Origin of the sequence: Mycoplasma miroungirhinis (genome assembly GCF_013008815.1) — a bacterium.
In the GTDB taxonomy this organism is placed as follows: Bacteria; Bacillota_I; Bacilli_A; order Mycoplasmatales; family Metamycoplasmataceae; genus Metamycoplasma; species Metamycoplasma miroungirhinis.
Map to the genome: position 1 here is coordinate 404,216 of NZ_CP053097.1, position 25,046 is coordinate 429,261.

A 25,046-nucleotide genomic window follows, 5' to 3' on the forward strand; every position below is an offset into this window, starting at 1 on the left:
TCATACTTAAGTCTAAAGATGGATAAAATAATAAAAAATCAACAAAAGATGATAAACCACTTAATAATTTAATAAATGAAATATCAAATTTCATTACTGAAAACAAAGACGATTAGATAAATCAGGTTATATTCTCCTATCAAAAATAAGTGAACATTTATATAAAACAATTAAAAATTTTAATCCTAAAAACTATGGAGCAAATTCAAGTAGAATTTATAATTTTTTTAATGATTATTTAACATTTTATTTCGAATTACAATTTGCACAAGATAAAACAACTGTACTTGTTAAAATGAAAAATAACAATAATTCAAAATAATAATTTACTTGTTATTTCAAAATAATTTTTAAATTTAGAATACATATATAAATAATATGTTTTAGAGCATAAATTTAAAAATTAAACAATATAAAAATTAATTTTCTATATTAAGATATTTTGCTTATTTCATAATTTTTTTTGTATAATTGTAATGTTACTTGTTGTAACCATTCCAAAAAGGTTTTAAGCATAGCACCTTAAGGGTGAGCCACTAAATAAGGAGGACATATGTTCGCAATTATTAAAACTGGTGGAAAACAACTACTTGTTAAACAAGGAGACACAATTTTTATAGAAAAAGTTGAAGGTGAAGCAGGAAACGAAATCACTTTTGATAAAATTGTAGTTTTAGACTCTAAAATAGGAACACCTTATGTTCAAGGTGCAACTGTAACAGGAGTTATTGAAAAACAAGGAAAAGCGAAAAAAATCGTTGTTTACCGTCATAATCCCAAATCAACACATAAACGTAAATTAGGTCACCGTCAACCTTATACAAGAGTATTAATTAAGGAAATTAAGGGGTAAGAAGAAATGGCACATACGAAAGCTGGGGGTAGTACCCATAATGGCCGTGATTCAGCCGGTAGAAGACTAGGTGCAAAACTAGCAGACGGACAATTTACATTAGCTGGTGGAATTATTTATCGTCAAAGAGGAACAAAAATTTTTCCAGGTAAAAATGTTGGTATAGGATCTGATGATACCTTATATGCTTTAATAGATGGTATTGTTAAATATGAAAAAAGACGTAATAGAAAATACGCTTCAGTTTATCAAGTCAAAGAAGAAGAGTAGTTTTTATTAAGACAAGCACAATAATTAGTGCTTGTTTTTTATTTTGATTTTGTTTTAGAAAACTAAAAAAATTAACACTTATCCTGAAGTGTTAATTTCTTATCATTAATGTATAAATTTTAAGATTTTAAATCTTTAAAATTAAATTCAACAATACCACTATTATAAATAGTAGATAATTTAGGTTCTTCATTTCTATTAATAGTTGATGTTTGTTTAATATTATCTCCATTTATAATATTTGTAAAAATGTATACAGCTGAGGTTTGGAAGTTTTTAATAATATAAACACCATTTCCGATATGTGAATTATTTGGTGTTACACCTTGATAATTATTATCCGCTTGACCATTGTTATGAAATATTGTTCTTAGAGAATAAGAACCGTTACCATGTTCAGTTGTATTATCTCATTTTTCTGTATGGGTTATCATATATTTAGCAAAATCAGTATTTGATCATACATATGCTGTGCTACCATCAGTTTCACTATATTCTAATGTTGGAGTAACTGAATTATCATTAAATGTTTTTTGTTTAGTAACATTATAACTATCATAATGAGTTAAAAATAATGAAATATTTTTAGTTGCATTATCAAAATCTACTGCCAATCTTATTCTATATAAAACAACATCAGGCATTTGTCTATTGGCAACAGGAGTAATATCATTACCCATTGCAAATGAAATAGTATTTTTATTAGCTTCATAGTTTGCTTTACCAACTAATAAGTTAGCAGGTAAAACAGCATCAATTAAAATTTCATTATTTAAAATAGAAATATTTAAATCTTGTAATTCTGAATTTGCTTGAATTTGAGTTGATTGTTGATAAATATAATATTCAGGGAATTTGAATTTAATATTGAAATTATCATTACCTTGATTACGTTCTTCTAAGCTACCATTACTATTTAACACAGCAAAGTGTTTTTGTTTATCAGAAGTATGATATGTAACTAATTTTTGGCCATCAGTTATACCTAAAGCTTTTTTAAATGTACTAAATACTTTTTCACTTGCTAATTGACGATTAGTTACATCTTCTCAACCAAGTTCATCAGCATTTCCTATTATTTGTTTTGAATTATAACCTAAATTATTAATGTTATTATCTTTAAAGAAAATTGAACTTGTTCCTGAAGTTAATGCAAGTGTATCTTTAGTTTTGAAGGTAATTTCTCTATCTACTTCAAAACTAAATCCTGAATAATTATTAAAAGTAGTTAAATTATTCGGTGTATATTGATATTTTAATTTAATTTTATAAACTTTATTAGAACTATTACTTGATTTTTTTGTAACTCATGAATTAGTTGCTGCATCTTTTACAATTGAAACTTTAAAATAAATTGGATTAAACTTAGAATCATTGTCTAATTTAGTATCTGCAAAACTTTCAAACATACTTAAAAATGAATCATTATTAGTAATATCAAATTCTGAATCATTATTTTGGGTTAATTTTAATAGGTTTTTATTAAAATCTTCATAAATTACTGATGATTTTATAGTTGGATTTTGATTATGTAATAATAATTTATACATATCATTTAAATTATTATTATTTATATAATCTATAAAGTCTTTTGTATCATCTACATAAGTAGTTAAACCATTTATATTATTATCAAAAATATAACCTTGACTAACAAAATCAGCTTCAGTTTTTGGAGTAATTGATGAAATTGCTTGATTAATTGTTTGCCAATGACTTTGGTATTGAGTGTTAATATTTGCAGCAAATTGGTCTTTATCAGCTTTAAATAGATATTGTCAAATTTCATTTAAATGTTGACGATTAGTTAATAAAGTTTGTGCTTCTGTTTTAAAAGTTTGAATTAATTTATTAAATGAGACTATTAATTGATTTGCATCATTAATATCATTTTGTAATTTATTAATATCATCATTTGATTTAATACTACTTAAATTATTATTATCAGTGAATTTACTTAATTGTGTTTTTAATACATTATATTGATTTTGAGTGGTATTTAAATTAATTTCTGAAAATAAAGTTTTTTGTTCAGTAGTTACAAGACCTTTATCAAATATTGCTTTTAATTTTACTAATTTTCCAGTATCAGAAGTAAATAAATCATCAAAATCGTTATTAATTGAATTTTTAAATTGTTCAATTGCTGATCGAGCTTGTTTAATTAATTCAATGTTTTTAGTTAAATAAGCATTTGAAAATGAAGTAGTTAAATCAATTGAAGAATATTGTTTTAAATTATTTTCAATTGTTTCATGCATCTTAATAAAGTTATCAACTTCAGTTAAATGACTAGTAATCTGATTAAATTTAGTTCTAGTTGATTGTTTTCAAATTGAATCTAATAAAATATTATTTTTATATGATTGTAATTTTACTTGTTCAGTTGCTAATTTTGTACTTTGCAATTGATATGCTTTTTGGACTTGTTCTCTAAAGGTATCAAGAGCATCTTGTAATAAGATATTCATATTTTTTATTGAAACTTCTGGATTTTCGTCTTGAGCAATTTGATAACTATTTAGTTTATCAACTGATTTATCTTTAAAAGTATTTAAAACAGTATCAGTTGCTAAATTTGCTCCATCACTTAATTGAGTAAGCAAAGTTCTTGCATTAGTTGCTACAACGTTTAAGGAATCTTTTTTAGCTGTTATAACTTCATTTACTAATTTTTTTAGTTCTTGAACTTTATCTTCTTTTTGATGATTTGTAGCTTGGTCAGATGAGTTTAATGTAATTGCTTCATTAATTGCTTGATTTAATTGATTAAATTTAGATGATACATTTGTTGAATCTAATTGTGCACTTAAACCTGTTTGTTTTAAAACATTAACTTTTGATGCATCACGATATGCAATACTTAAATCCTTGGTTTTTTGGAAAACAAAAGGAATTGAATTTTCAGTTTCACCTGTTAAATATTTATTTTCAATGTCAGTAAATACTTGTGATTGAGTATTATTATCAAAATGAATTGCATCTAATTCATTCTTAAATTGTTTGAATTTATTATTTAAGAATGTTTTTTCATTACTATTAATTACTGATTCATTATTAATTTGAGCTTCAACTTCACCTGATTTTACATATACCCGTAAACGTGCTTCATGTAATTGTAAAATTTTAATTTTGGTATCAATTTCTTGTTCTTTAGTATGGATATTTTCTCTTGTTGGAATATCTTCATTATAAATTTGTTCTGCACTATTAATTTCAGTAATAAATGTTTGTTTTTTGTTATCTATATCATCATTTAATGGAACTACAGTTTGATTATATTCATTAAATTCTTTTAATTTTTGAGCTAATAATAATTTTTTAGTTAAGAAACTTTTTAGCAGTTCTATTTTTGCTTGAATTGCTTTCATTTGTTCTACAGTATCAGCATTTGCATTTTCATTGTTTAATTCTTTAATTTTTTTCTTTAGATCAGCAAATAATTTTGGATATTGTTCTGAATCTGTATATGTTTGTGATTGTTCAATTGATTTTATTAAATTAGCAGTTTTAACTCTTTCATCACGAGCTTTTTTAACATTATCAAATTTAGCAACTAAAGTTTGTAAATTATTATTAATTTGGTTTGCATTTAAGTTTTGAGTACTACTTGGTAAAGTATCTCACATTGCTTTAATTAGATTTTGTTCATCTTTTTTAGTAATTTCTAAATTTTCATTACCTAATTGACTACGTTCATCCATTCAAGTTTGAATTTGTTGAGATATTTCTTTTTGTTTAGTGATAAAAGTTTTAGCTGCTTCTGCTTTTGATTTAACTTCATTTAATTTATCAGTTTTTTGTTGAGAGGTTAAAGTTGAATCAATATTTGCACTGTTTGAAATTTGTTTTAATCATTGTTGTGCTTTTTCTAAATTTTCATCACCACTAATTCCACCAAATTCAAAGTAATTAACATCATTTGTTAATGTTAAGGTTTGAGCAAGTGATTGTTCAATGTCATTTGCTTGTGTTAATCTATCTTTAGCTGCTTCAATTTCTTTAATCTTATTAATGTATTTAGTTTTAATAGCTTCAATTTGAGCATTATCTTTTTCTTGATCACTTGAAATTGTAGCTGCATAAAGTCTTCTTGCATCTTGAATTAAAGGTGATAAATCATTAGTTACTAAAGAATTAACTAAATTCGAATTATTTGCATTACTATTTTCAATTAACAATAAAGCAGATCCTGAAACTAAACCTAAAGCATCTGAATATAATTTTGTTTCATTAATTACATCTAATTTATTTTTAATATTTTTTAAAGCAGGTTTTTCAAGTGTTTTTGAATTTGTGTCTTTAATATTTTCTAAAACTTCTTCAGTAATTTTGGCAAAATCATTATCAACTAAATTTCCTAATTGTTTTTGATTTTTAAAAATATCTTCAATTACTTTATTAACTTGGCCTCTAGTTTCATTAGATTCACCAGGTATATTTGAAAAGTTTTTTGCATGGTCAATTAATTCATTTGCTAATTTTTTATTTTCGCTTCTTCTACCTATTTCCTCTTTTATTTCGGTTAATTTTGCAATTAAATCGTTATTTTTTGCAACAATATCATCAGTATTAAAAGGAGCAGTAGGATATTCAGTAGATGCTAAAAGAGCTTTTAATTTTGAAATACCACGTTGAGTTTCATTATCATTTGGATTATCTTTAGTTAGTTTAGTAAATTTAGCAATTGCATCTACAACATCTTTTTGTGTATCGTTGTAGTTTTTCATTGCTTGAGTTTGTTTTGAAATATCTAATGCTTCTTTTTCTGTTTCAATACCGTTATGATTGTTTAATGTTGCTTTAATGAAGTTATTAAACTCTTCAGCTAATTGTTTTACACCATTAATGTCTTCTTCAGGAACTGAATTAATATCTTTATTTATAAATTTATTATATCTATCAATTGCATTTTCTGCAACGTCTTTGTTATAAGCTTTTTTAATAGCTTCTTCATGACTTTTTATAGAAGCAATTGTTGATTTATCTGTATTATCTAAGTCAGAAAGATATGCTTGACGAGCTTGCTCATAATTATTAAAATTATCACCATCAGGAGCTTGTTGATTATGAAAAGCTTTTTTATCATATTCTGTTTTTAGAAGATCAGATTGTTTTTTAGCTTGATTATAATCTGATAATAATGATTGTTTTTTAGCTTTTAATTGGTTAATTTTATTTAATAAAGCTGTGGTTTTTTTCTTAATATCTTCTGCTTCAAAAGCATTATCATTAGCATCTAAAATAGCTTGATATTCTTTTTCTACTTCTTTTATTGAATCTTTTACTTCTTTTAATAAGTCTCTATTTTCTTCATCTTCAGTTAGTATTTTTGGTAAATCATTTTTAACAACTTTTCTTAGTTCATGTTTTGCTTTTGCATTATTAATAGCTTTTTGAATTTTATCTTTTTTATTTTGAATATCTTCAAGAGTATCAATTGGACTAGTTAAATTAGGCATATTAGCACTGATTACTTGTTGCAATTTATTTGCTTCAATAGCAGATTCAGTATCTATTAATGTAGGATCATTTTTAATTTTGTCATGTTCTTGAATTGCTTTTTTAACAATATCAATTAATTCATTTTCATTATTTAATTTATTTAACGCTTCATCAGTATCTGTTAATGAATCTGAATTTAATTTTTGTTTTGAATAAGCATCAATTCCAGTAATTGTGTTATTTAATTGTGATTTTAATGCTTCTGGACGATTTGCATCAATTTGGTATTTTTTATCACCAATACGATCGTTTAATGTTTCAATTTTATCTTTATTATAAGCTAAATCTAATTTTGCTTTTTGTATATCTACATTATCTGATGCATCTTGTAATTTACTTGCATCTGGAATATTTTCAGCTGAACCTAAAGCTGTAAATAAAACTCGAATATCTTCTTTTAATTTACCTTCTTCTAAAATTTCATCTGGCACTCTATTTTTTCTATCAGGATCGGAATTATATCTTGTAGCATCTTCATCATATTGATTTAATTTATCTTCAATATTTTTTACTATTTTTATAGATTGAGATAATAAATCTGCATTTGCTAAAATAGATTCTTTTTCTTGTCTAGTTAATCCTTCTTTTGCCGCTTGATTATAAAGTTGTTTTAAACGAGTACGTAAACCATCTTCACCAGGAGAATCTGCTAAATTATTTTCAGGATAAGCTTTATCTATTGCTGCTTTTATTTTATCTAGTTTTTGGTTTAAAAATCCATCTTTACGTTTTTCATTAATTGAATTTAATAAATCATTTGCTTGTTGATTTAGCGCATGGATTTTATCTAAATCAACATTATCTTTTGCAAGTTCAGCTGCTATATTAGCTTTGATTTGATCCATTTGTGCAAATTCTTCTTGAAAATTATCTTTTAAATCTTCATCTTGTTCAATTTCACTTCTTGCTTTATCTAATTTATTTATAACATCGCTAACTTCATTAATAGCATCTACTATATTTTGTGCATTACTTGCAGTTTTTTCAACTGCAGAAATAGTCTCTTTAAAATCATCATTATATAAATGTGGATTATTTTGTTGATTATCATCTTGAGATAATAAATCATTCATTTTCATTGCTTCTTGATGTAAAGATAAATTAGCATTTGCTAAAGCATTGATTTGATTAATTTCATATTCTGAAGGTTTATAATTTGGATCGTTTGTTTTATTAAACGCATTGTATGTATATTCAATTGCCTTATATAGTTTTATGGTGGCTTGATCTTGTTTAAGTGCTGATTCTAAAACATTAACAATAAATTTATATTCTTGAATTAATTTCAATACTTGAGGTGAAATAATTGGATTAAATTGAAGGGAAATTTCTTTTTCAACACGATTATTTAAATCATTTAATTTATTTTCAATAACAGCATAATTAATATCTAATGTTTGTAAGTTATCATTTTTTAAAACTTTTGCTATGGTGTTAATTTTCTCTTTAATTTGTTGAAAATCACTTACGTTATTTTTACTTAATTTACTAAATTGTTCAATTGTTTTTGAACGTAAAAATCCTAGTTCAATTTTTTGTAAACCACGAAGTTGTTCACGAATATTATATTTATTTTCAACAATTTGATTTTTGTTTAATGTTGAAAAAATATTTAAACTTAAAATTCTATTTTGTAAATCAGTTGCAAGTTGTTTAACTTGTTTATTTAAATAAATATCTTTAATATCTTTTTCAAAATCATTTAAATTTAAAATTGTTGAATTAATTTGTTTAGCTAAATTTCTAAATTCGTTTCTGGTTTCAATTAAAGTTGAAACAGTATCAATTTTAGTATTAACTTCATTAACCAAATCATTTAATTTTAAATTTTTATTATTACTTAATGTTTGAATTGCATCATTAAATTCATTTAATTCAAATTTACTAATTAAAGGACTAGGATATTGTGAATTTACTGTAAAATTAATATCTTTAAAATGATTTTTAGCAACTAAATATTTTTGATCTAAATTACGTAAAGTGTTAAATTGATTTCTTAAATTAGTAATCACAGAAATTAAATTTTGCTTATCAATTTTTTCAACATCTTTTATATTAATTAAATTTAAAAAGTTAGGATCTTGTTTTAATTGTTGAGCTTGTGAATTAAAACTGATGTTTGGAAATGCTTTTACAAAGTTAATATATTCATCAATAATTTGTTGATTTGTAGAATTTTTAGATTCTAACATATTTTTAAATGTTTTTAAATTATCTAAAGCATCTTGTAAATCATTAATTGATTGTGAAGATTCAATTTTTAAAGTCGAAGTATTTTCTAAATAATCACTTAAAGATAAATAAGTATAAACTGATTTTAAGGCTAAATGATCATTAAGTTCTTTTTCTGCAACTAAATTATTTTTAACCATTAAGTCGATTAATTTATCAAAAATTTCGCGATTTATTCTTGCTAAATTATTTTCACTAATTGCTGATTGTAAATCATTAATTTGGTTGTTGATTTCAGCAGATAATGTTTGATCTTTTTTAATTAAAGATAAAGTATTATTGAAAACATTTTCAAAATTACCATTAACAATCTCATTCATTTCTAAAATAACTTGATTGTATTTTTTAACAAATTCTTGGTTTTCTAAACTTGAATCTTTTAATTTATTTTCGATATGAGTTTTATTAATTGCTATATCGTTAATTCTAAATTTTTGATTTAAAAGATCATTTTCAATTTGGAAAACATTTTGCATAACTTCATTACGTAATGCAAGAGTTGGATATTGTTGTATTAATTGTTTAACATTATCATCTAAAGAATTATTAGTTTGTAATAAATAATTATTAATTAAAGCAAATTGTTGATTTATTTTTGAACTAAATTCAGATGTAAATTGATTAAATCATTGTTTTTTATCTTCATTTGACATTTTTTTGAAATTATCAAATGAATAATTAAGATTAATTGAACGAATGTTGTTAAATTGACTATTTAAATCAATTTCTCTTAATCTTTTAATTTGTCCTTTGATTAGTTCTTTTAATTTATCTGCCTTTTGATTATCAAAAGTATTTGCATTTAATTCTTTATCTACTCAGTTTTTGATTAATGAAAATTGATAATCTCCAATATTATTTAAAGCAACAAATTTTTCAAGTGCACTTGTATTTGGATTATTAATAATAAATTCAGCTGAACGAGTTTTATTTTCTAATTCTTGTTTAGTATCATTATCTAAATTGAAATCTTCTTGAAAATTATTAAAAGATTTAGTAAATTCTTCGTATCTTTGTAAAGCCATTGTTTGTTGTTTTACTCTTTTTTGTTTATTTCATAATACAAAAATCGCAAGTGCTATATCAATGGCTGCAAATGCTACTATAGCTGATTTTAATGCTTTTCTTTTCATTATTTGCTCCCTTCTTTTTTATTATGTAATTTTAAATAAATATCATATTTATCTAATACTTGATTAAATTTTTCATCATAATTTTCGACAGCAAAGTATCTGTTAGTATATGTTGTATATGCTGCATTTAATTTATCTTTTCAAACATTTCCAAATGCTTTAGCTCATAAATTAGCTTTAATTGCATTTTTAGTGGCATCATCATTTATGTCAGTTAGCTCATCACTCATGTCTATTTTGTTTTTATCAGATTCATTTGGAAGGTATAGGTATCAACCTGGCTGTCTGTCATTTGCTTCTGCATATTTATATTGATAATCATCAGTAGATGATATTCTTATAGTTGTTATTGATTGATATCAACGATATAACACACCATATTGTCCATCATCACTAACTACTGGGATTGAAATGAAAAATGGAATTCAACTTCTATAATTACCACCATCTAATCTTAAGTCAGATGAATTTTGTGTTCAATACATAAATTGTTTGTTTTTAATTTTTGGAATTTTTCAATATTTAGTAGTTGAACCATTTAATGGAATATTTAATCCTGGAATATCATTTTTAAATTTAATTTTATATTTTAAATTAGCAGATGATGTAGAAAGATCCATATTATCATAATTACCTTCGAAAATAGCTTTTTCACCTAATGTATTAACATTTTCTGGTTGTGGAATTTGATTTAATATAGATTGTTCATATCGATCTCCGTCAAATGAAATATCTTCTCTAATTAAACTTAATCCATTTTCTTGTTGATATTGTGCACCACCTGCAGAGAATTTTGATAATAGTTCAATAGTAAATGTTTTGTTATTTCATCCTGCTTTTGAAGCATTAAATAAAACTTTATTATTTGAGTAAGTTTGATTTTGACTTGCATTATTATTTGGATGATTTGGATCATATAAATCCGCTTTTGTAAATCTTAATGCTTGTAAAGTGTTAAATGTAACAAAAATATCATTAAATCTAATATCGAAATTTGTCACATCATTAAAGAAATTATCTCCACTAGTTGGTTTAGTATATTCAATTTTTATATTAAATTTAGTTTTCTTAATACTTGTATCACTTTGTAAAAATGCAGGAATTCAATCTTCACTTGTTGAGTTTCTAGTTATATAAACATGTACATTGTTTGTATTAAAGATTGTTTCATTACCTTTTAAGAATAAAAATTTATCAAAGAAATCTAAAAATTGAGTATTGTTTGTAACATCTATTTGAATTAAAGTATTTTGGCTATCTTGTTTTTTAATTTCTTCTTTTAAATCCTCTAATAAAACATTGTCTTTTGGAGAAATTTCATTTCTAATATGTTCTTGATTGTTTGAAACTAAGTAATTAAAGAAAAATTGCTTATTAACTGGATCATTAATTCATTTATATAATGAAACAGTTGAATTATAAATATTTTTTAAAATATCTAATTTTTGAGTAATAGATAAAGCATTTTTCTTAGCTAATTCAGTATTTGTAGGATTTTTATTTGCATTTACTAATGAATTATAAATTGATGTATAAGTATTAATAACATCGCCAAAGATAGTGTTTTGGTTATTATTTTGTTGATGATTTGTATCTGCAATTAATTCCAACATTTTATCTAATGTTCTTTTTTCAATAAATTTATTGTAATTACTTTGTAAACTATCTATACTATTATTATTTGTATCATATATTAATTTATCAATACTATCAATAGCTGCTAATATTGATTTAGTTGCAGTTTCAAAATTATTAAATTCTTGATTAATTTCAGTTTCTTTTGAATTATTAGTTTGATTATAATCAATATCATATGATTGTTCTGATAATAAATCATTATTTGTATTAATTGCAATAGTTTTGTCATTTACTTCAGATATTTTAGTTTTTAATGCATCAAAGGCGCTATTTTTATCTGCAATTATTTTAACTAAATCATAAAGATTTTGATGATTATTATTATCTTCTTTTAATTGTTGATTAAATAAAGTAATTTCATTTTTTAGTTGAATATATGAATTTTTGGAAATATTTTTAATATTTTTATAATCATTTTCTAAACTATTATATAAATTTCTTAATTCATTGGTTCTTAATATAAAGTTTTGATTATTGTCTGTATTAGCAGTTATTGTTGTATATTGTTTTAAATCTTCACCAAAATTATCTAATGAAGCATCTTCAAAACCTAAATAACTTGAAATTTTCTTAGCCTCAGAGTCACTTAACATTGTAGAAGTTTTATATTCTAAACCTTTTAAGAATTTAACGTAAGGATTTAATTGATCATAAATAACTTTTAAACGATTAGTTTCAAAATTAATAATACCTTGTTTTTGAGTTTTTAAACCTTTTAATGCATTTGTGTAATTGTCTTGAGCAGTTTTAATTTTCTCAAAAGTATCTAAATTAGGATAAGCACTTTGTCTAATCTTAAGAGCTAAATATTCATTTGATCTTGGAGTTTTATGTGGATCTCTTGAATTGTAGTTTTGAGTTAAGTATTTATCTAAATCAGTAATTTCACTTAAAACACTTTGAATTTCTCTTTGTTTTTGATTTTTTATTAAAGCAATAATACCATCAATATTGTCATTAATGTTATAAATAGATAATAATTTATTTGCTTCGTTATGAACTTTTGGAGAAGCAAAAACTTCTTCAATATTTGTTTGTGCAGTTAAAATTACTTTATCTAATTTATCATATAAATCTTTCATTGCTTGAGTTTCATTTTGATAATAACTTTCAGATTTATTTGGTTGAAAACTTTTTGCTAGATTAATTGCTTTATATAATTGTTTTGTATGTTCTAAAGCTACATCAAAACTATTATTTCCAACTGTTAAATATTTATTTACTAAAGTATTAATAATATCAACATCAACAACTGGAATACCATTTAATTCATTAATTAAACTATTTAAAATTTCTTTTAATGGTTGTTTTAATTTATCATTTTTATTTGTATCATTATCAATTATTTCATTATTAATTAAGTTTAATTTTGTATTATATTGTTTTAATAAATCTACTTTTGCGATTAAAGATTTTAATTCAGTTATTTTTTGATTTATATTTTGTTTATTTAATTCTTTGTAGTAGTAATTATCAGTTACTGTTGTAGCAGAAGTTTTTTCAATTTCTTCATATTTTGATTGAATTTCATTTGTTGTATTAGTTAAAATTTCTGCTTTTGTTTCATTAATTGCATTAACTTCTGCTACTTTTATTTTAGCTAAACTCACAGTATCTGCTAAGCTTACATATAAAGGTAATAGTTGATTAGTACTTGAAGTCTCATTTAAAATAGTAGTAATATTTTCGATATTTGCTGGACTTTGGACATTTTTAATTTTGTCTAATTGACTTACAAAGAAGATTTTTTGATCTTTTTTCAATTCATCATATTTTCCATTTGCATTTGTAAATGAATCAATTTGGCTAATACTATTTGTTAAAGTTTCTTTAGTTTGTTCTAATGCTTCTTTTCTTTTTTCATATAGTTTATCTGCATCATCATAATCACTATTTAATTTTGATTCTTTAGTTTCTAAATCTTGTGTTAGTTCAATTGAATTAAAATTACCAGCTGGAATCTTAGGAACTGCATCTAAAACAGCTTGACCAATATTTTTTTCATCATAAGTAAATCCATATTGAGTATTTTCATAATTTCAAGCAGTTTTATCGTAATTTTTTAATGTTTCTGTTTGATGATTGGCTAAAGCTTGAGCTTTTTTTGCAATTGTATTTAATAATGAAATTTGAATAGAATCATTTTTTACAGTATCAGAATTTGCGTATTCAATTAATTTAGTAACATAATTTTGAAATTCTTGTTTTTTAGTTGCTGGATCATTATCATTATGAGTACCAATTCTATATGTAATTGATTCAACTTGAGTTTTTAATGTAGTTAAATTAGTATTTAAATCAACAAGTTCTTTTGAACTTTTTACTAATGTATTAATTTCTTGAGATAAAACATTAAATGAATCTATATCAGTGTATTTAGTTTGAGCATCAGCTAATTTATCTGCAATCTTCTTTTTAAGTTCTTGTAAAGCATTTTCTAAAACACCACTTGGTGTAATTTGAGATTGTGTCTCATTTGATTTTTTTATTAAATTAGCAAAATCAACTATGTTTTGAATATTTGCACGGATTTTTTTAGCTTTATTACCAATTGCAATAACTTGTTTTTTATCATCGCCTTGATGGTCATTATCACTTCTTTGAACTTGTTCTACATCTTGAGTATATTGATCTAGTAATTGATCAATTGCAGTTTTAGCTTTATCATCTGAACCAACTATTTTAGCATCAAATAATTCTTTAGTTTTTGCAATGTCAGCTTTTTGATCAGCTTTAACTTCATCAAAACTTGCAGCTTCAGCAAATTTTGCACTTAATTCAGCAATTTTATTATTAATAGTTTCATTAGTTGGGTCTGTAGCAGTTGGATTAACATCATGTGCTGTTGGACTTGATTGTTTAAATGCATCAATTAAAAATTGTTTATTAACATCATTATTATTTAATGTTTTGGCTTTTTTAATAACTTTATCTTGTTCATCAAGTAGTATATCTAGTGAATCTAGTTTTTGGTCTTGTCTGATTATGTCATTTACATTATTTGTACTATTTTCGTCATTAACATTTTCATTTAATTTATTAATTAATTGTTCAATCTTTTCAATTGGATTTTCACCATTTAAATCTAGTTGTGGTGCTTGAGCTAATTTTTCTTTAGATGCTTGTACTTTTTGAAGTAATTTTGCTTTTTTGTCATTAAATTTATCTTTGTTAAATGCTAAATTTAATTGACTTCTTATGTTTTGAAAATCAGCTAATGTTGCTTGATCAAATGAAGTTTGAGAAGTTACATTTGTTGCAGTGTTGTTAATTAAATCTTGATATTGTTTTTTTAATTTTTGAATATAACTTCCATGGGTTGGGTCTTGTGGATTATGAGATTGAAAATGTTCATTAATTTCTATTTTTTCCAATCTTTCAATTTCATTTGCTAAATCATCTTTTGCTTGCTCAAATTCTTGGTTGATTTGAGTTTTTTTGTTTTTAAATGAAACAATTGCATTCTTGATAACATTTTTAGCTTGGATCAGTTGTGAGTTTGTTGAATTTGGATCTTCAATAATTGCTTTTTGTTGATTAAATAGTTCTGTAATTTGATTATCTACATCTTCAAATATTTTTCTTTGCACATAATTATCATTTTTAAATTGATCTTTTTGTAAGTCTTTTAATTTTTCTAATTCATCTTTTGATTGTTTAGATGATTCACTTTTTTGTAACATTGCATTAATATTTGCTATTTTATTATTTATAGTACCATTATTATCTAAACTTGAAGCACGATTTTCATTAATTACTTTTAATAAATTTTGAGCTAGTTCTGGGTATTTAGTTTTATCTAATTTATTAAGTGTTAATGCAGCTTCTTTTAATTTTTCTAATAGAGGTTGTTTTTGTGCTAATTGTACAGCTGTATTATTTGCAGTGAAATTAGCTGAATTATATGCATCCACTACTTTTTGTTGTAAATTATTAACTTCACTTTGTAAAGTTGCAATTTTTTTGTCATTTTCTTTTATTTCTTGCTCGTCAATTAAATTAATTCCATTTTTTCATAATTCTTCTAATTTAGCTTGTTTATCTGCAATTTGTTGATTTAAATTCTGAATTTCTGCATTTTTTGTCTCAATATTACTTATAGCTTGTTGTTTTTCTGTTTCAAATCTTTCAACATCAGCTACTAATATTGAATATGGTTGTTGATTTATATCATCAGCATTTTGTAAATCATTAACATTAATTTTGTTTAAACTTAAAAGAAGTTGCTCTCTTTTTAACTTAGCAGCTGCAACATTAATTTCAATTTGTTTTCTTAAATTATTAATTTCACGATTCTTTTGTTCTAATCATGCCTTATTATGAATATTTGGATCATAAAGAACACTATTAATAATATTGTGTAATTCATCTATTTTAGCTTGTGTTTGAGCATTTTTAGTTTCTAATTTAGATACTTCATCTTTAAATTCATTTTGTGATTCCTCATCAGGGAAAATATCTCCATTAGCTTCTTCTTTTAATTCAGCTGTTGCTCTTAAAGCTCTTTGATGATCAGCTTCTAAATTTTTGGTTCCAATTTCTAAATCAGATGTTGCTTCAATTGCATCTCTTAATATCGCAAATTTATTTGATAATACTTGACGTGCATTAGTTTTTTCTAACTCGGATTTATCACTTGTACCTATATCCACTGATTCATCTTGTAATTTTTTAAGAGCTTCAGAAAGTTTAGATTCAGCAGGTGTTTCAGTTTGAGCTGCATCTCTTTGTGAACTAAATACATCATTTAAAAGACGTTTAATTGCAGAAGCAGCTGTAGCCCCTTCTAATTCATTTTTCTTGTCTCCAAAATCTTTTAAAGCAGCATTTAATTCTGCTTGAATTTCTGATAAATTGAAATTTGGAGAAGTTGGATTATTTAATGCTTGATCTGCTTTTTCTTTTAAATCTTTAATAAGTTTTAATTCTTTTGCTAAATAAATTTTTACTTTTTCATTATTTTTTACACTATCTAAAATTTTAATTGCTTCATCTCTTTCAGCACCTAATGATCTAATTTCTGAAATTTTATTTCTGTAAATGTCATGTTCTTTTTCTAATTTTTCTAATAAAGCATGTTTTTGATTAGTAGATAATGAATTATTTTGTTCAATTACTAATGCTTGTGAAGCAATTTCTTTTACTTTTGTTTCCAATTCTAATTTCACTGGATTATCATTATCATCTCAAAATTCCTCATTTATAAGTTCTAACGTTTTATCTGTTTCATTATGTAATGAATTTACACGATTAGATAATTTTGCATCATTTAATAAATTGTATGAATATTGAGTAGCCCCTTGATTAAAATTATCATCTAAATTAGTAGTAGTTGAAGCTAGTTCAAGACGACTAGCAGTAGAAAAAGCATGTGTATAAGCTTGAAAAGTATCTTTTTTAGAATCTCAAATTTGTTTTAAATCTTTAGAAACAGTATTTTTTGAAAATTCAAAATGTAACTGTGGTAATAAATTAGCCAGCTCTTTTTTATTATGTTTTCTTTCCACATTTAATAACATTTCAAATTGAGTTGCTAAATCACTATTTGAAATGTTATTAGTATCTAAAATATTAATTGCATTTAATGTTTGGTTTATTTCATTTAAATCATTTGTAGTTGAATAAAAACCAGCATTTGCAATTGAAAATTCAATTTGTGATTTAAGTGTTTGTAAATTTTCTTTTAGAAAATCTTTAATAGTTTGTGCAGCATTTACGTGTGCAATTTGTCCATTTAATTTAGAAACATAACTAAAGAAATCAGTATAAGACATATTTTTAATTTCATTAATCATTTCACTTTTTTCTTGATTATTTAGTTGAGAATTTTCTATTAATGTTTGAACACTTGCAGTTAATTTACTTGCTATATTAATTGAATTTAGATCTCTAAATAAATTAGAATAAATTTCTTGAACATTATCATATTTTTTATTATCAATGTAATTTTGAGCATTTTCTAAAACTGAATTAATTTTATTTGAAAATGTATTTTGGTAATTGTTAATTGATTTTTTAGTATTTAAAATTAATGATTTAACCAAAGCAACAACTTCTGATTGTGATTTAAAATATTGAGCACTTTTAGTGGTAATTGAAGAAACAAAATTAGAAATTAAATCAAATGCTGTTTTTGCACCATCTGCATCAATTACTGTTGCATTTAAATCTATTTGATTAAGATTTATAAAATCCTTAACTGCATCTAATTCGTTATCAATTTTAGCTTTTTGATCATCTTCAAAAGCAGCTAATGACACTTGTCTTTTAGCTTCATCAATTTGTGATAAAAGTTTGTTGATACTTTGAGTGTTATTGTTTATCTCATTGTTAAATAATTTTTTAGATTCATTATCAAACATATTTTCATAAACATTAACAGCATCTCTTGTTATTTCACCTTTTTCTAATCTTTCATAAATAAATTTAGTTATATCATTAAGTTCATTAATTTTTGAACCTAAATGTAATCTATTAAGTTTAGTAATATTTCCTTGTTGGAAAATATTCATTTCTAATTCAACTGAAAAATTAACTTGATCTTGGTGTTCAACAATTTTATCTACTTCTGTTAAAAATTCTTCTTTGGATTTATTTTGAGATAAAAGTGATTTAAATTCAGCTTGTAAATCTTTTGCTCTTATTAAATTTTTATATTCATCAATTGTTTTGTCTAATGTTTCTTTGTTTTTAGAATCTTTATATGTTAAGCGTAACATCAAACTTCTAATTTTATTTCTTTGATTAAGCATATTAGTAATAGATGATCTTAAATCTGTGTTGTTTCTATTTAATCTAACTTGACTAATTTGTTTTGAATAATTAATTTCATTTTGTAATTGTTCAACACTTTCTTTACTTAATTCATTTTGAGATTTTAAAAATTTAATTGCTTTGTTTGTTACTTCATTTAATTGTCTATATGCATTGATTTCTTTACTTAAATCATCTGCATCTAAATTTGTATGTAAAAGAGGTACTGTAATAGCTAAAGCAACAGCAGGAATAGCTGTTGTTAAAAGTGTAGCTAGCATAAATCTTTTTCTTTTATTTTTGTTTGTTTCAGACATATTTTCTCCTTAATTACTTTTTATTAAAATCAATAAAAAATTCCATGTATTCTTTGTTCTACTGATAATAACAATCCGTCTTTATGTGTTCCTGTATAAATTAAAAAATCCGCAATATATGCAATTGAAACTGCAATAATAACAAGAAAAATTATTGAAAAAATTACTGTTAATATTATTTTTAATTTCAATTTTTTAGATTCTTTTTTACTTTGTAATTCATTGTTTGTATTGTCCATAAGTTTTACTGCCTTTCTAAATTTTGAAAATAAATATACTTAAAATGTCTATTTTATTTACCAATTGTTTAGACAATAATTATAAGCTTTTTTTTTTTTTTTTTGAAAATAAACATTTTTATATCAATTTATCATTTAATTTATTAAATGTTTTAAACTAATTAATTTAATAATTTTTAATTTTTTAAAATAACGCAATAAATTAAATTCAAGATTTTAAGTATTAGATTTTCTAAAATTTGTTTTGATTAATTTACTTAAAAATTATGTTTAAATATTTTTATAAAATAAAACAATATATTTCAAAGAATTAATATATTTAATTCAATTTATTTGTATAACATTTTTTCTTAAACATTAATTTTTCTAACTAATATTATAATATTTTTAATATTATATTTGTTTATTAAGTGAAAATTTTGAGTTTTAAAAAAATACACTTTACAAAAGTGCATTCTTATAAATTGAAATTATTTTTTAGAAAACACAAAGTTTCTAGTTGCATAATAAATTACTTCAGCAATAGTTGGATGTGTATAAACACTTTTTTCTAACTGATCAAAACTAATTTTATTTTGCATTGCTTGTGCTATTTGATTAATAATTAAGTGAGAACCTTCTAATCACATAAAAGCACCCAAAATTTGATTTGTATGTTTATCTAATAAAAACTTCACAAAACCATTTTTTGTATTCAATCCATCAGCAAGAGTTCGAGGTAATGCAGATGTTGGAAATTTAATTACATTATATTCCATTCCTTTTGCTTTTAGTTGTGTTTCATTTAAACCAACACCACTAAATTCAGGATTAATATAAACAGACCAAGCAACTAAATTAGTATTTAATGTTTCAGATTCTAAACCTAATAATTGTTCTGTAATAATATCAGCTGTTTTATATGCAACAGATGAAAGTTGCATTAATCCAGTTACATCACCTAATGCATAAATATGTTTTATAGATGTTTGCATTTTTTCATTTACAGCAATTGCACCTGATTTAGTTAGTTCTAAATTAAGTGTGCTAACAGATTCAACATTTGCAACTCTACCTACCGCTAAAAGTGTTTTTTCTGCATATAATATTTGTTTCTTATTATCAATTTTAACAACTAAAGCATCATTATCAAATTCTATTAATTCTACATTTTCATACAATTCAATATTATGGTCTTGTAAATATTCTCTAATGCTATCTTGTAAATCTTTGTCATAATTTCCCATAAATGATCTTGCTTCAAAAATTTTAACTTTTGTTCCTAAAGTTGCATAAAAATAAGCAAATTCTAATGAAATTGGTCCTGATCCGATGATATTTAATGTTTTAGGTAGTTGCTTTAAATTTAAAGCTTGAGTAGAATTTATTAATAAACCTTTTTGAGCAGCTTCTTTGAAACCTTTAATATTTAGTTCTCGGCTTTTAGCTCCTGTTGCAATTACTAATTTATCAAATTGAATTTTTTGATCTTGAAGTTGAATTGTATGTTCATCAATAACTGTTGCATTATCAAAATAAATTTTTACACCTGATTCAGTTAATAAATTTTCAATTTTTGTGTTTAAAAGTTGTTTATTTTTCAGTCTTCTATCTTGAATAGCATCAAAATCTATACTTAATTTTTGTTCTCTAAAACCATATTTATTTGCTTGCTGTAATTCTTCAAAAACTTTTGCTGATTTAATTAATGTTTTTGTAGAAATACAACCTTCATTAATACATGTTCCACCAAAATGTTTTTTTTCAACAATGGCAACTTTTTTGGAATGTTTTGCTAACATTGCTGCAAGGGTATAACCTCCTGGACCAGCACCTATAATTACTATGTCATATTTATTCATTTTCTTATCTCCTTTTTAGTTTCATACGTTATAAATAAGATTAATAATATATAAATGTAATAAATATATTTTATAACTAAAAGACAAAGAAAAAACGATTTTTTTATTAAATTTTTGGGCTAAATTTGATTTTTTGCTATTTTCTTATATGCTTATTTAATTTTAGTAATACAGCATTAATAGCTACAATAACAGTAGATAAACTCATAAATATTGCTCCGATTTTAGGACTTATATTTACACCAACAAATGACAAAATACCTGCTGCTAATGGAATTGCAACAACATTATAAATAACTGCTCATAATAAATTTTGAATCATTTTTGCATATGTTTTTTTTGAAAAAACAATAATATTAACAATATCATTTAAATTGTTATTAATTAAAATAATATCTGAAGTATCGTGTGCTATGTCAGCACCTGAACCAATTGCAATACCACCATCAGATCGAGCTAATGCAGGTGCATCATAATACCATCTCCAACCATTACAAATACGTTTTTATTATTTTGTAATTGTCTAATTTTTTGTTCTTTTTGATGAGGTAAAACATTTGCAAAATAACCATCTAAACCTAATTTATCGCTAACATATTTTGCAACATTTTGATTGTCTCCAGTTAACATATATGTTTGAATATTTCTTGATTTTAATAAATTTATAATAGTATATAAAGATGGACAAAAAAAATTAACATTTTTACGAATGTTAATTTTTTTTGTCCATCTTTATCATTCCCGGACGCTTATTTTTTAATTCAGAAAATGTTCCTTTAAAAAATGGCATACCACCATAAATAAATACAATTGTTGATAAACTTAATTCTAGGTACTTAACTTCTGCAAAACGGAAAATATCATTATTAATAATTCTTGCAAAAAAACTAGAAATCAAAATAACAGGAATAGTAATAATGATACTGATAAGTAATTTAATTTTAAAGTCTTTTATCATCATCAAATGATGGTGAGAATGATCATGATGATGATCATGATGATTGGTGCAAATCTTTATTATGATTGATGTTTTTATGATCTATATGATGATGATTTACATCTTTATTTTCTATATGATGACAGTGAAAATTGTCTTTAGTCTGTAAATCATGATGATCTTGATTTTTATCTAAATGATGTCTTTTTTCCATATAATATACCCTCCAATCAATATTTTTTTAATAATTGTACTTTTATATTATATATTTAATTTAAAAAATTTAATTTCGTTTTAAAGGTGATTATTAGACCGAAATTCAGTGTTTTTTTAATTAAATTTATTAATTTAAAAAAACTTACACTAGTAAGTGTAAGCTAATTATTGTTCTAAAAGTCAAGCTTTTAATTGGTCTACTTTATCTAATTTTTCTCAATTAAAATTTTCATCATCTCGACCAAAATGTCCATAGGTTGCAGTTTTTAGATATGAAACATTTTTTAAATCTAATGTATTTATTATACCTTTAACTGATAAATCAAAATTTTCATTAATAGCTTTTAAAATTAAATTTTCATCAATTTTAGCAGAATTAAAAGTTGTAATGGCAATACTTTGTGGTTTTGGACGTCCGATTGCATATGAAATTTGAATTTCAATTTCATCAGCTCAATTAGCAGCTACTATGTTTTTTGCAATATATCTAGCCATATAAGCTGCTGAACGATCGATTTTAGTATAATCCTTACCACTAAAAGCTCCACCACCATGATGAGCTCTACCACCATAAGTATCTACAATAATTTTTCTTCCAGTTAAACCAGTATCACCAACAGGGCCACCGATTATAAAACGTCCAGTAGGATTAAATAAAAACTCAACATTTATATCTTGATTAAATTTCTTTAAAACAGGATCAATTACCATTTTTTTAATTTTTGATTTTAAATTTTCTAAATTAACATTTTTAAAATGTTGAATACTCATTAAAACTTTTTGTACTTGAAATTTATTATGATTATCTAAAATGCAAGTAACTTGACTTTTCATATCACTTTTAATTTCAGTAATTTTTCTTGTTTTTCTTAAATATTCAGCTTCTTTTACTAATTCATGACTAATTGCTAAACTTAAAGGAATATATTGTGAAGTTTCGTTTATTGCATAACCATAAACTATCCCTTGATCTCCAGCACCTATTTCATTATCTTTTTGATCAACACCTAAAGCAATATCTGGACTTTGAGAATTAATTGCACTAACAATACTAAAATCTGTTTCTTTATAATCTAATCTTTTTAAAACTTTTCAAGCCACTTTCACCACATCAACATAAGCTGTAGTAGAAATTTCACCTCCTATTACAATCATTCTGTTGGTTGCAAACACTTCACAAGCAACTCTTGCATTTTTATCTTTTTTTAGAATTGAATCTAAAATAGCATCAGAAATTTGGTCACAAATTTTATCAGGATGTCCTGCACCTACACTTTCTGCTGTAAAACTTTTATAATTAAAATTTGACATAAAAAACTCCCTTTTTATTATTAAGCAAAAAAGAGAGTACATATACATATTAGTTAGAATTTGTTACACATGTTAAATGAATAAATTCATTCCTCACTATCCACCTTGAAAAACAGGTTGGCATACGTCAAAGCCGCTAAGCTACGTAACTCTCAATGTTTTGCTAGAAAATTATAACACAATTTAAAGTCTGTTAATTAAATTAATAAGATTTTTTAAAAATTTAAAAATGAACTATTTTTAATTTATTTATTTTAAAAAAGATAAATCTATAGATCATTTACATAATAAATAAAAATAAAATATTAATTTTTAAAATATTGAATGTAGGTTTTTACGGACTACCAATGTAGGTTTTTCGGAGGGGTGAATGTATGTTTTTACGGACTGTCAATGTAGGTTTTTCGGAAAAATCAATGTTGTTTTTTAAATACATTTTTTATATTATATAATTAAAAGGAACAAGGTTGAATTATGAAAAATACATACAAAAAAAGAATAATAGATAAATTAATAAAAGAAAATTTAGAAATAATGGGAGCACTTCAAATAGCTGGTCCTCGATTTTGTGGAAAAACAACAACTGCTTCACATTTTGTTAAATCAATTTTTTATTTAAATGGTTATTCTATGGGTAAATTGAATTCTGATAATGCTAAAGAAAATCCTCAAATAGTTTTAGATGGTGATAAACCGAGATTAATAGATGAATGACAAGAATTTCCAAAAATTTGGGATTTAGTAAGACATTATGTCGATATAAAAAATAAATATGGTCAATTTATATTAACAGGTTCAGTTGTTGAAAATAGAGAAACTATTTCACATAGTGGAATTGGAAGATTTATAAAAATAAATATGACAACATGTACTTTATATGAAAAAGGTTTTTCATCTGGTCAAATTTCATTGGAAAATTTTGTCAAAGAACCAGATAAATTTTCATATTTAGAAAATAAATCAAATACAACTTATGAAGATATTTTAACACATACAATTTTAGGTGGTTGACCTATTTTTGATGAAAAAGAGTACAATTTATTGCTAAAAAAGACAAAAAATTATTTAAATGGTTTTTTTGAACTTGACAAAAATTATTTAGAAAAGAATAAATTTAATATTGAAAGTTACAAAAAATTACTTCTAACTCTTGCAAGATTAGAAGGTCAAGAAATTAAAATTACAAAAATTAAAGAAGAAGTTTATGGCCAAACTAGGGCAAATTATGATGTAAGAACTATTGAAAGGTATTTGAATTTCTTAGAAGATTTATATATTATCAAAAGACAAAGATATTTTAATCCTAATGCACTAAGTTCTTTAAGAACCAAAAAAAGTGACATTATTAGATTTATAGATCCTTCCATACCTATTAATTTACTTAATTTAGATAAAAAACAGTTATTAAATAACCCTAATTTTTATGGTACATTTTTTGAATCATTAGTAATTCATGATTTAGAAGTCTTTGCACAAGCTAATAATGCAGAAGTTTTAAAATTTAGAAATTATGATGGTTTAGAAGTTGATGCAATAGTTCAATTAGAAGATGGAAATTATTTAGCTATTGAAATTAAAAATTCGATTTTACAAGTAGATAAAGCAGCAAATAACTTGCTTAAGTTCAAAGAAAAAATGATGAAAGCAAAAGATGAAACTAAAAATAGTTGTGAAAAATTTTATAATTTTGTTCCTAAAACTCTTGCAATCATAGTTCCAACTGGTCAATATTCATTTAAAAGAAGTGATGGTGTTTTTATAATTCCTTTTAATATGTTAAAAGATTAAATGAGCAAAATTG

Annotated in this window: 12 protein-coding genes; 3 read left to right on the forward strand and 9 right to left on the reverse strand. The window is 23.8% G+C overall.

All coding sequences use genetic code 4. From position 1 onward, the window contains the following. The first annotated feature begins 553 nt into the window (after positions 1 to 553). Both rplU and rpmA read left to right on the forward strand, forming a co-directional pair. The gene (rplU, locus tag HLA92_RS01845) at positions 554 to 853 is read left to right on the forward strand and encodes a 50S ribosomal protein L21 (protein WP_171112970.1); all 300 of its coding nucleotides are present in this window, start codon (positions 554 to 556) and stop codon (positions 851 to 853) included. Between the two features lie 6 nt (positions 854 to 859). Further along, a complete protein-coding gene (gene rpmA / locus HLA92_RS01850) occupies positions 860 to 1,123 on the forward strand; it encodes a 50S ribosomal protein L27 (RefSeq protein ID WP_171112972.1) in 264 nt (87 codons plus the stop codon). 119 nt (positions 1,124 to 1,242) lie between these two features. Here the strand turns inward: rpmA and HLA92_RS01855 are convergent, their stop codons facing one another. The 9 genes from HLA92_RS01855 to metK all read right to left on the reverse strand — a co-directional run bounded on the left by HLA92_RS01855 (position 1,243) and on the right by metK (position 23,245). Then, positions 1,243 to 9,993 carry a coiled-coil domain-containing protein gene (locus HLA92_RS01855; protein WP_171112974.1) on the reverse strand — a complete coding sequence of 2,917 codons (8,751 nt, stop codon included), beginning with the start codon at positions 9,991 to 9,993 and terminating at the stop codon, positions 1,243 to 1,245. Further along, positions 9,993 to 18,701 carry a hypothetical protein gene (locus HLA92_RS01860; protein WP_171112976.1) on the reverse strand — a complete coding sequence of 2,903 codons (8,709 nt, stop codon included), beginning with the start codon at positions 18,699 to 18,701 and terminating at the stop codon, positions 9,993 to 9,995. Before HLA92_RS01860 ends, HLA92_RS01855 begins: the two co-directional genes overlap by 1 nt. Positions 18,702 to 18,724: 23 nt before the next feature. Continuing rightward, entirely contained in the window at positions 18,725 to 18,940 is a 216-nt protein-coding gene (locus HLA92_RS01865; protein ID WP_171112978.1) for a hypothetical protein, read from the reverse strand. A gap of 470 nt (positions 18,941 to 19,410) precedes the next feature. Then, positions 19,411 to 20,781, reverse strand: a complete 1,371-nt coding sequence (locus HLA92_RS01870; RefSeq protein ID WP_171112980.1) for a dihydrolipoyl dehydrogenase — start codon at positions 20,779 to 20,781, stop codon at positions 19,411 to 19,413. 136 nt (positions 20,782 to 20,917) lie between these two features. After that, the gene (locus tag HLA92_RS03300) at positions 20,918 to 21,103 is read right to left on the reverse strand and encodes a hypothetical protein (RefSeq protein ID WP_212751816.1); all 186 of its coding nucleotides are present in this window, start codon (positions 21,101 to 21,103) and stop codon (positions 20,918 to 20,920) included. Between the two features lie 134 nt (positions 21,104 to 21,237). Further along, positions 21,238 to 21,411 (reverse strand): HAD family hydrolase, encoded by a 174-nt coding sequence (locus HLA92_RS03305; RefSeq protein WP_237023519.1) that lies wholly within the window; start codon positions 21,409 to 21,411, stop codon positions 21,238 to 21,240. 82 nt (positions 21,412 to 21,493) lie between these two features. Next, entirely contained in the window at positions 21,494 to 21,739 is a 246-nt protein-coding gene (locus HLA92_RS01880) for a hypothetical protein (RefSeq protein WP_171112982.1), read from the reverse strand. Then, entirely contained in the window at positions 21,723 to 21,932 is a 210-nt protein-coding gene (locus tag HLA92_RS01885) for a hypothetical protein (RefSeq protein ID WP_171112984.1), read from the reverse strand. Before HLA92_RS01885 ends, HLA92_RS01880 begins: the two co-directional genes overlap by 17 nt. Positions 21,933 to 22,099: 167 nt before the next feature. Next, positions 22,100 to 23,245 (reverse strand): methionine adenosyltransferase, encoded by a 1,146-nt coding sequence (gene metK / locus HLA92_RS01890; RefSeq protein ID WP_171112986.1) that lies wholly within the window; start codon positions 23,243 to 23,245, stop codon positions 22,100 to 22,102. A 474-nt stretch (positions 23,246 to 23,719) separates the two neighbouring features. Here metK and HLA92_RS01895 point away from each other — a divergent pair, with 474 nt between their 5' ends. Then, positions 23,720 to 25,033, forward strand: a complete 1,314-nt coding sequence (locus tag HLA92_RS01895) for an ATP-binding protein (RefSeq protein ID WP_171112988.1) — start codon at positions 23,720 to 23,722, stop codon at positions 25,031 to 25,033. The last annotated feature ends 13 nt before the right edge of the window (positions 25,034 to 25,046 follow it).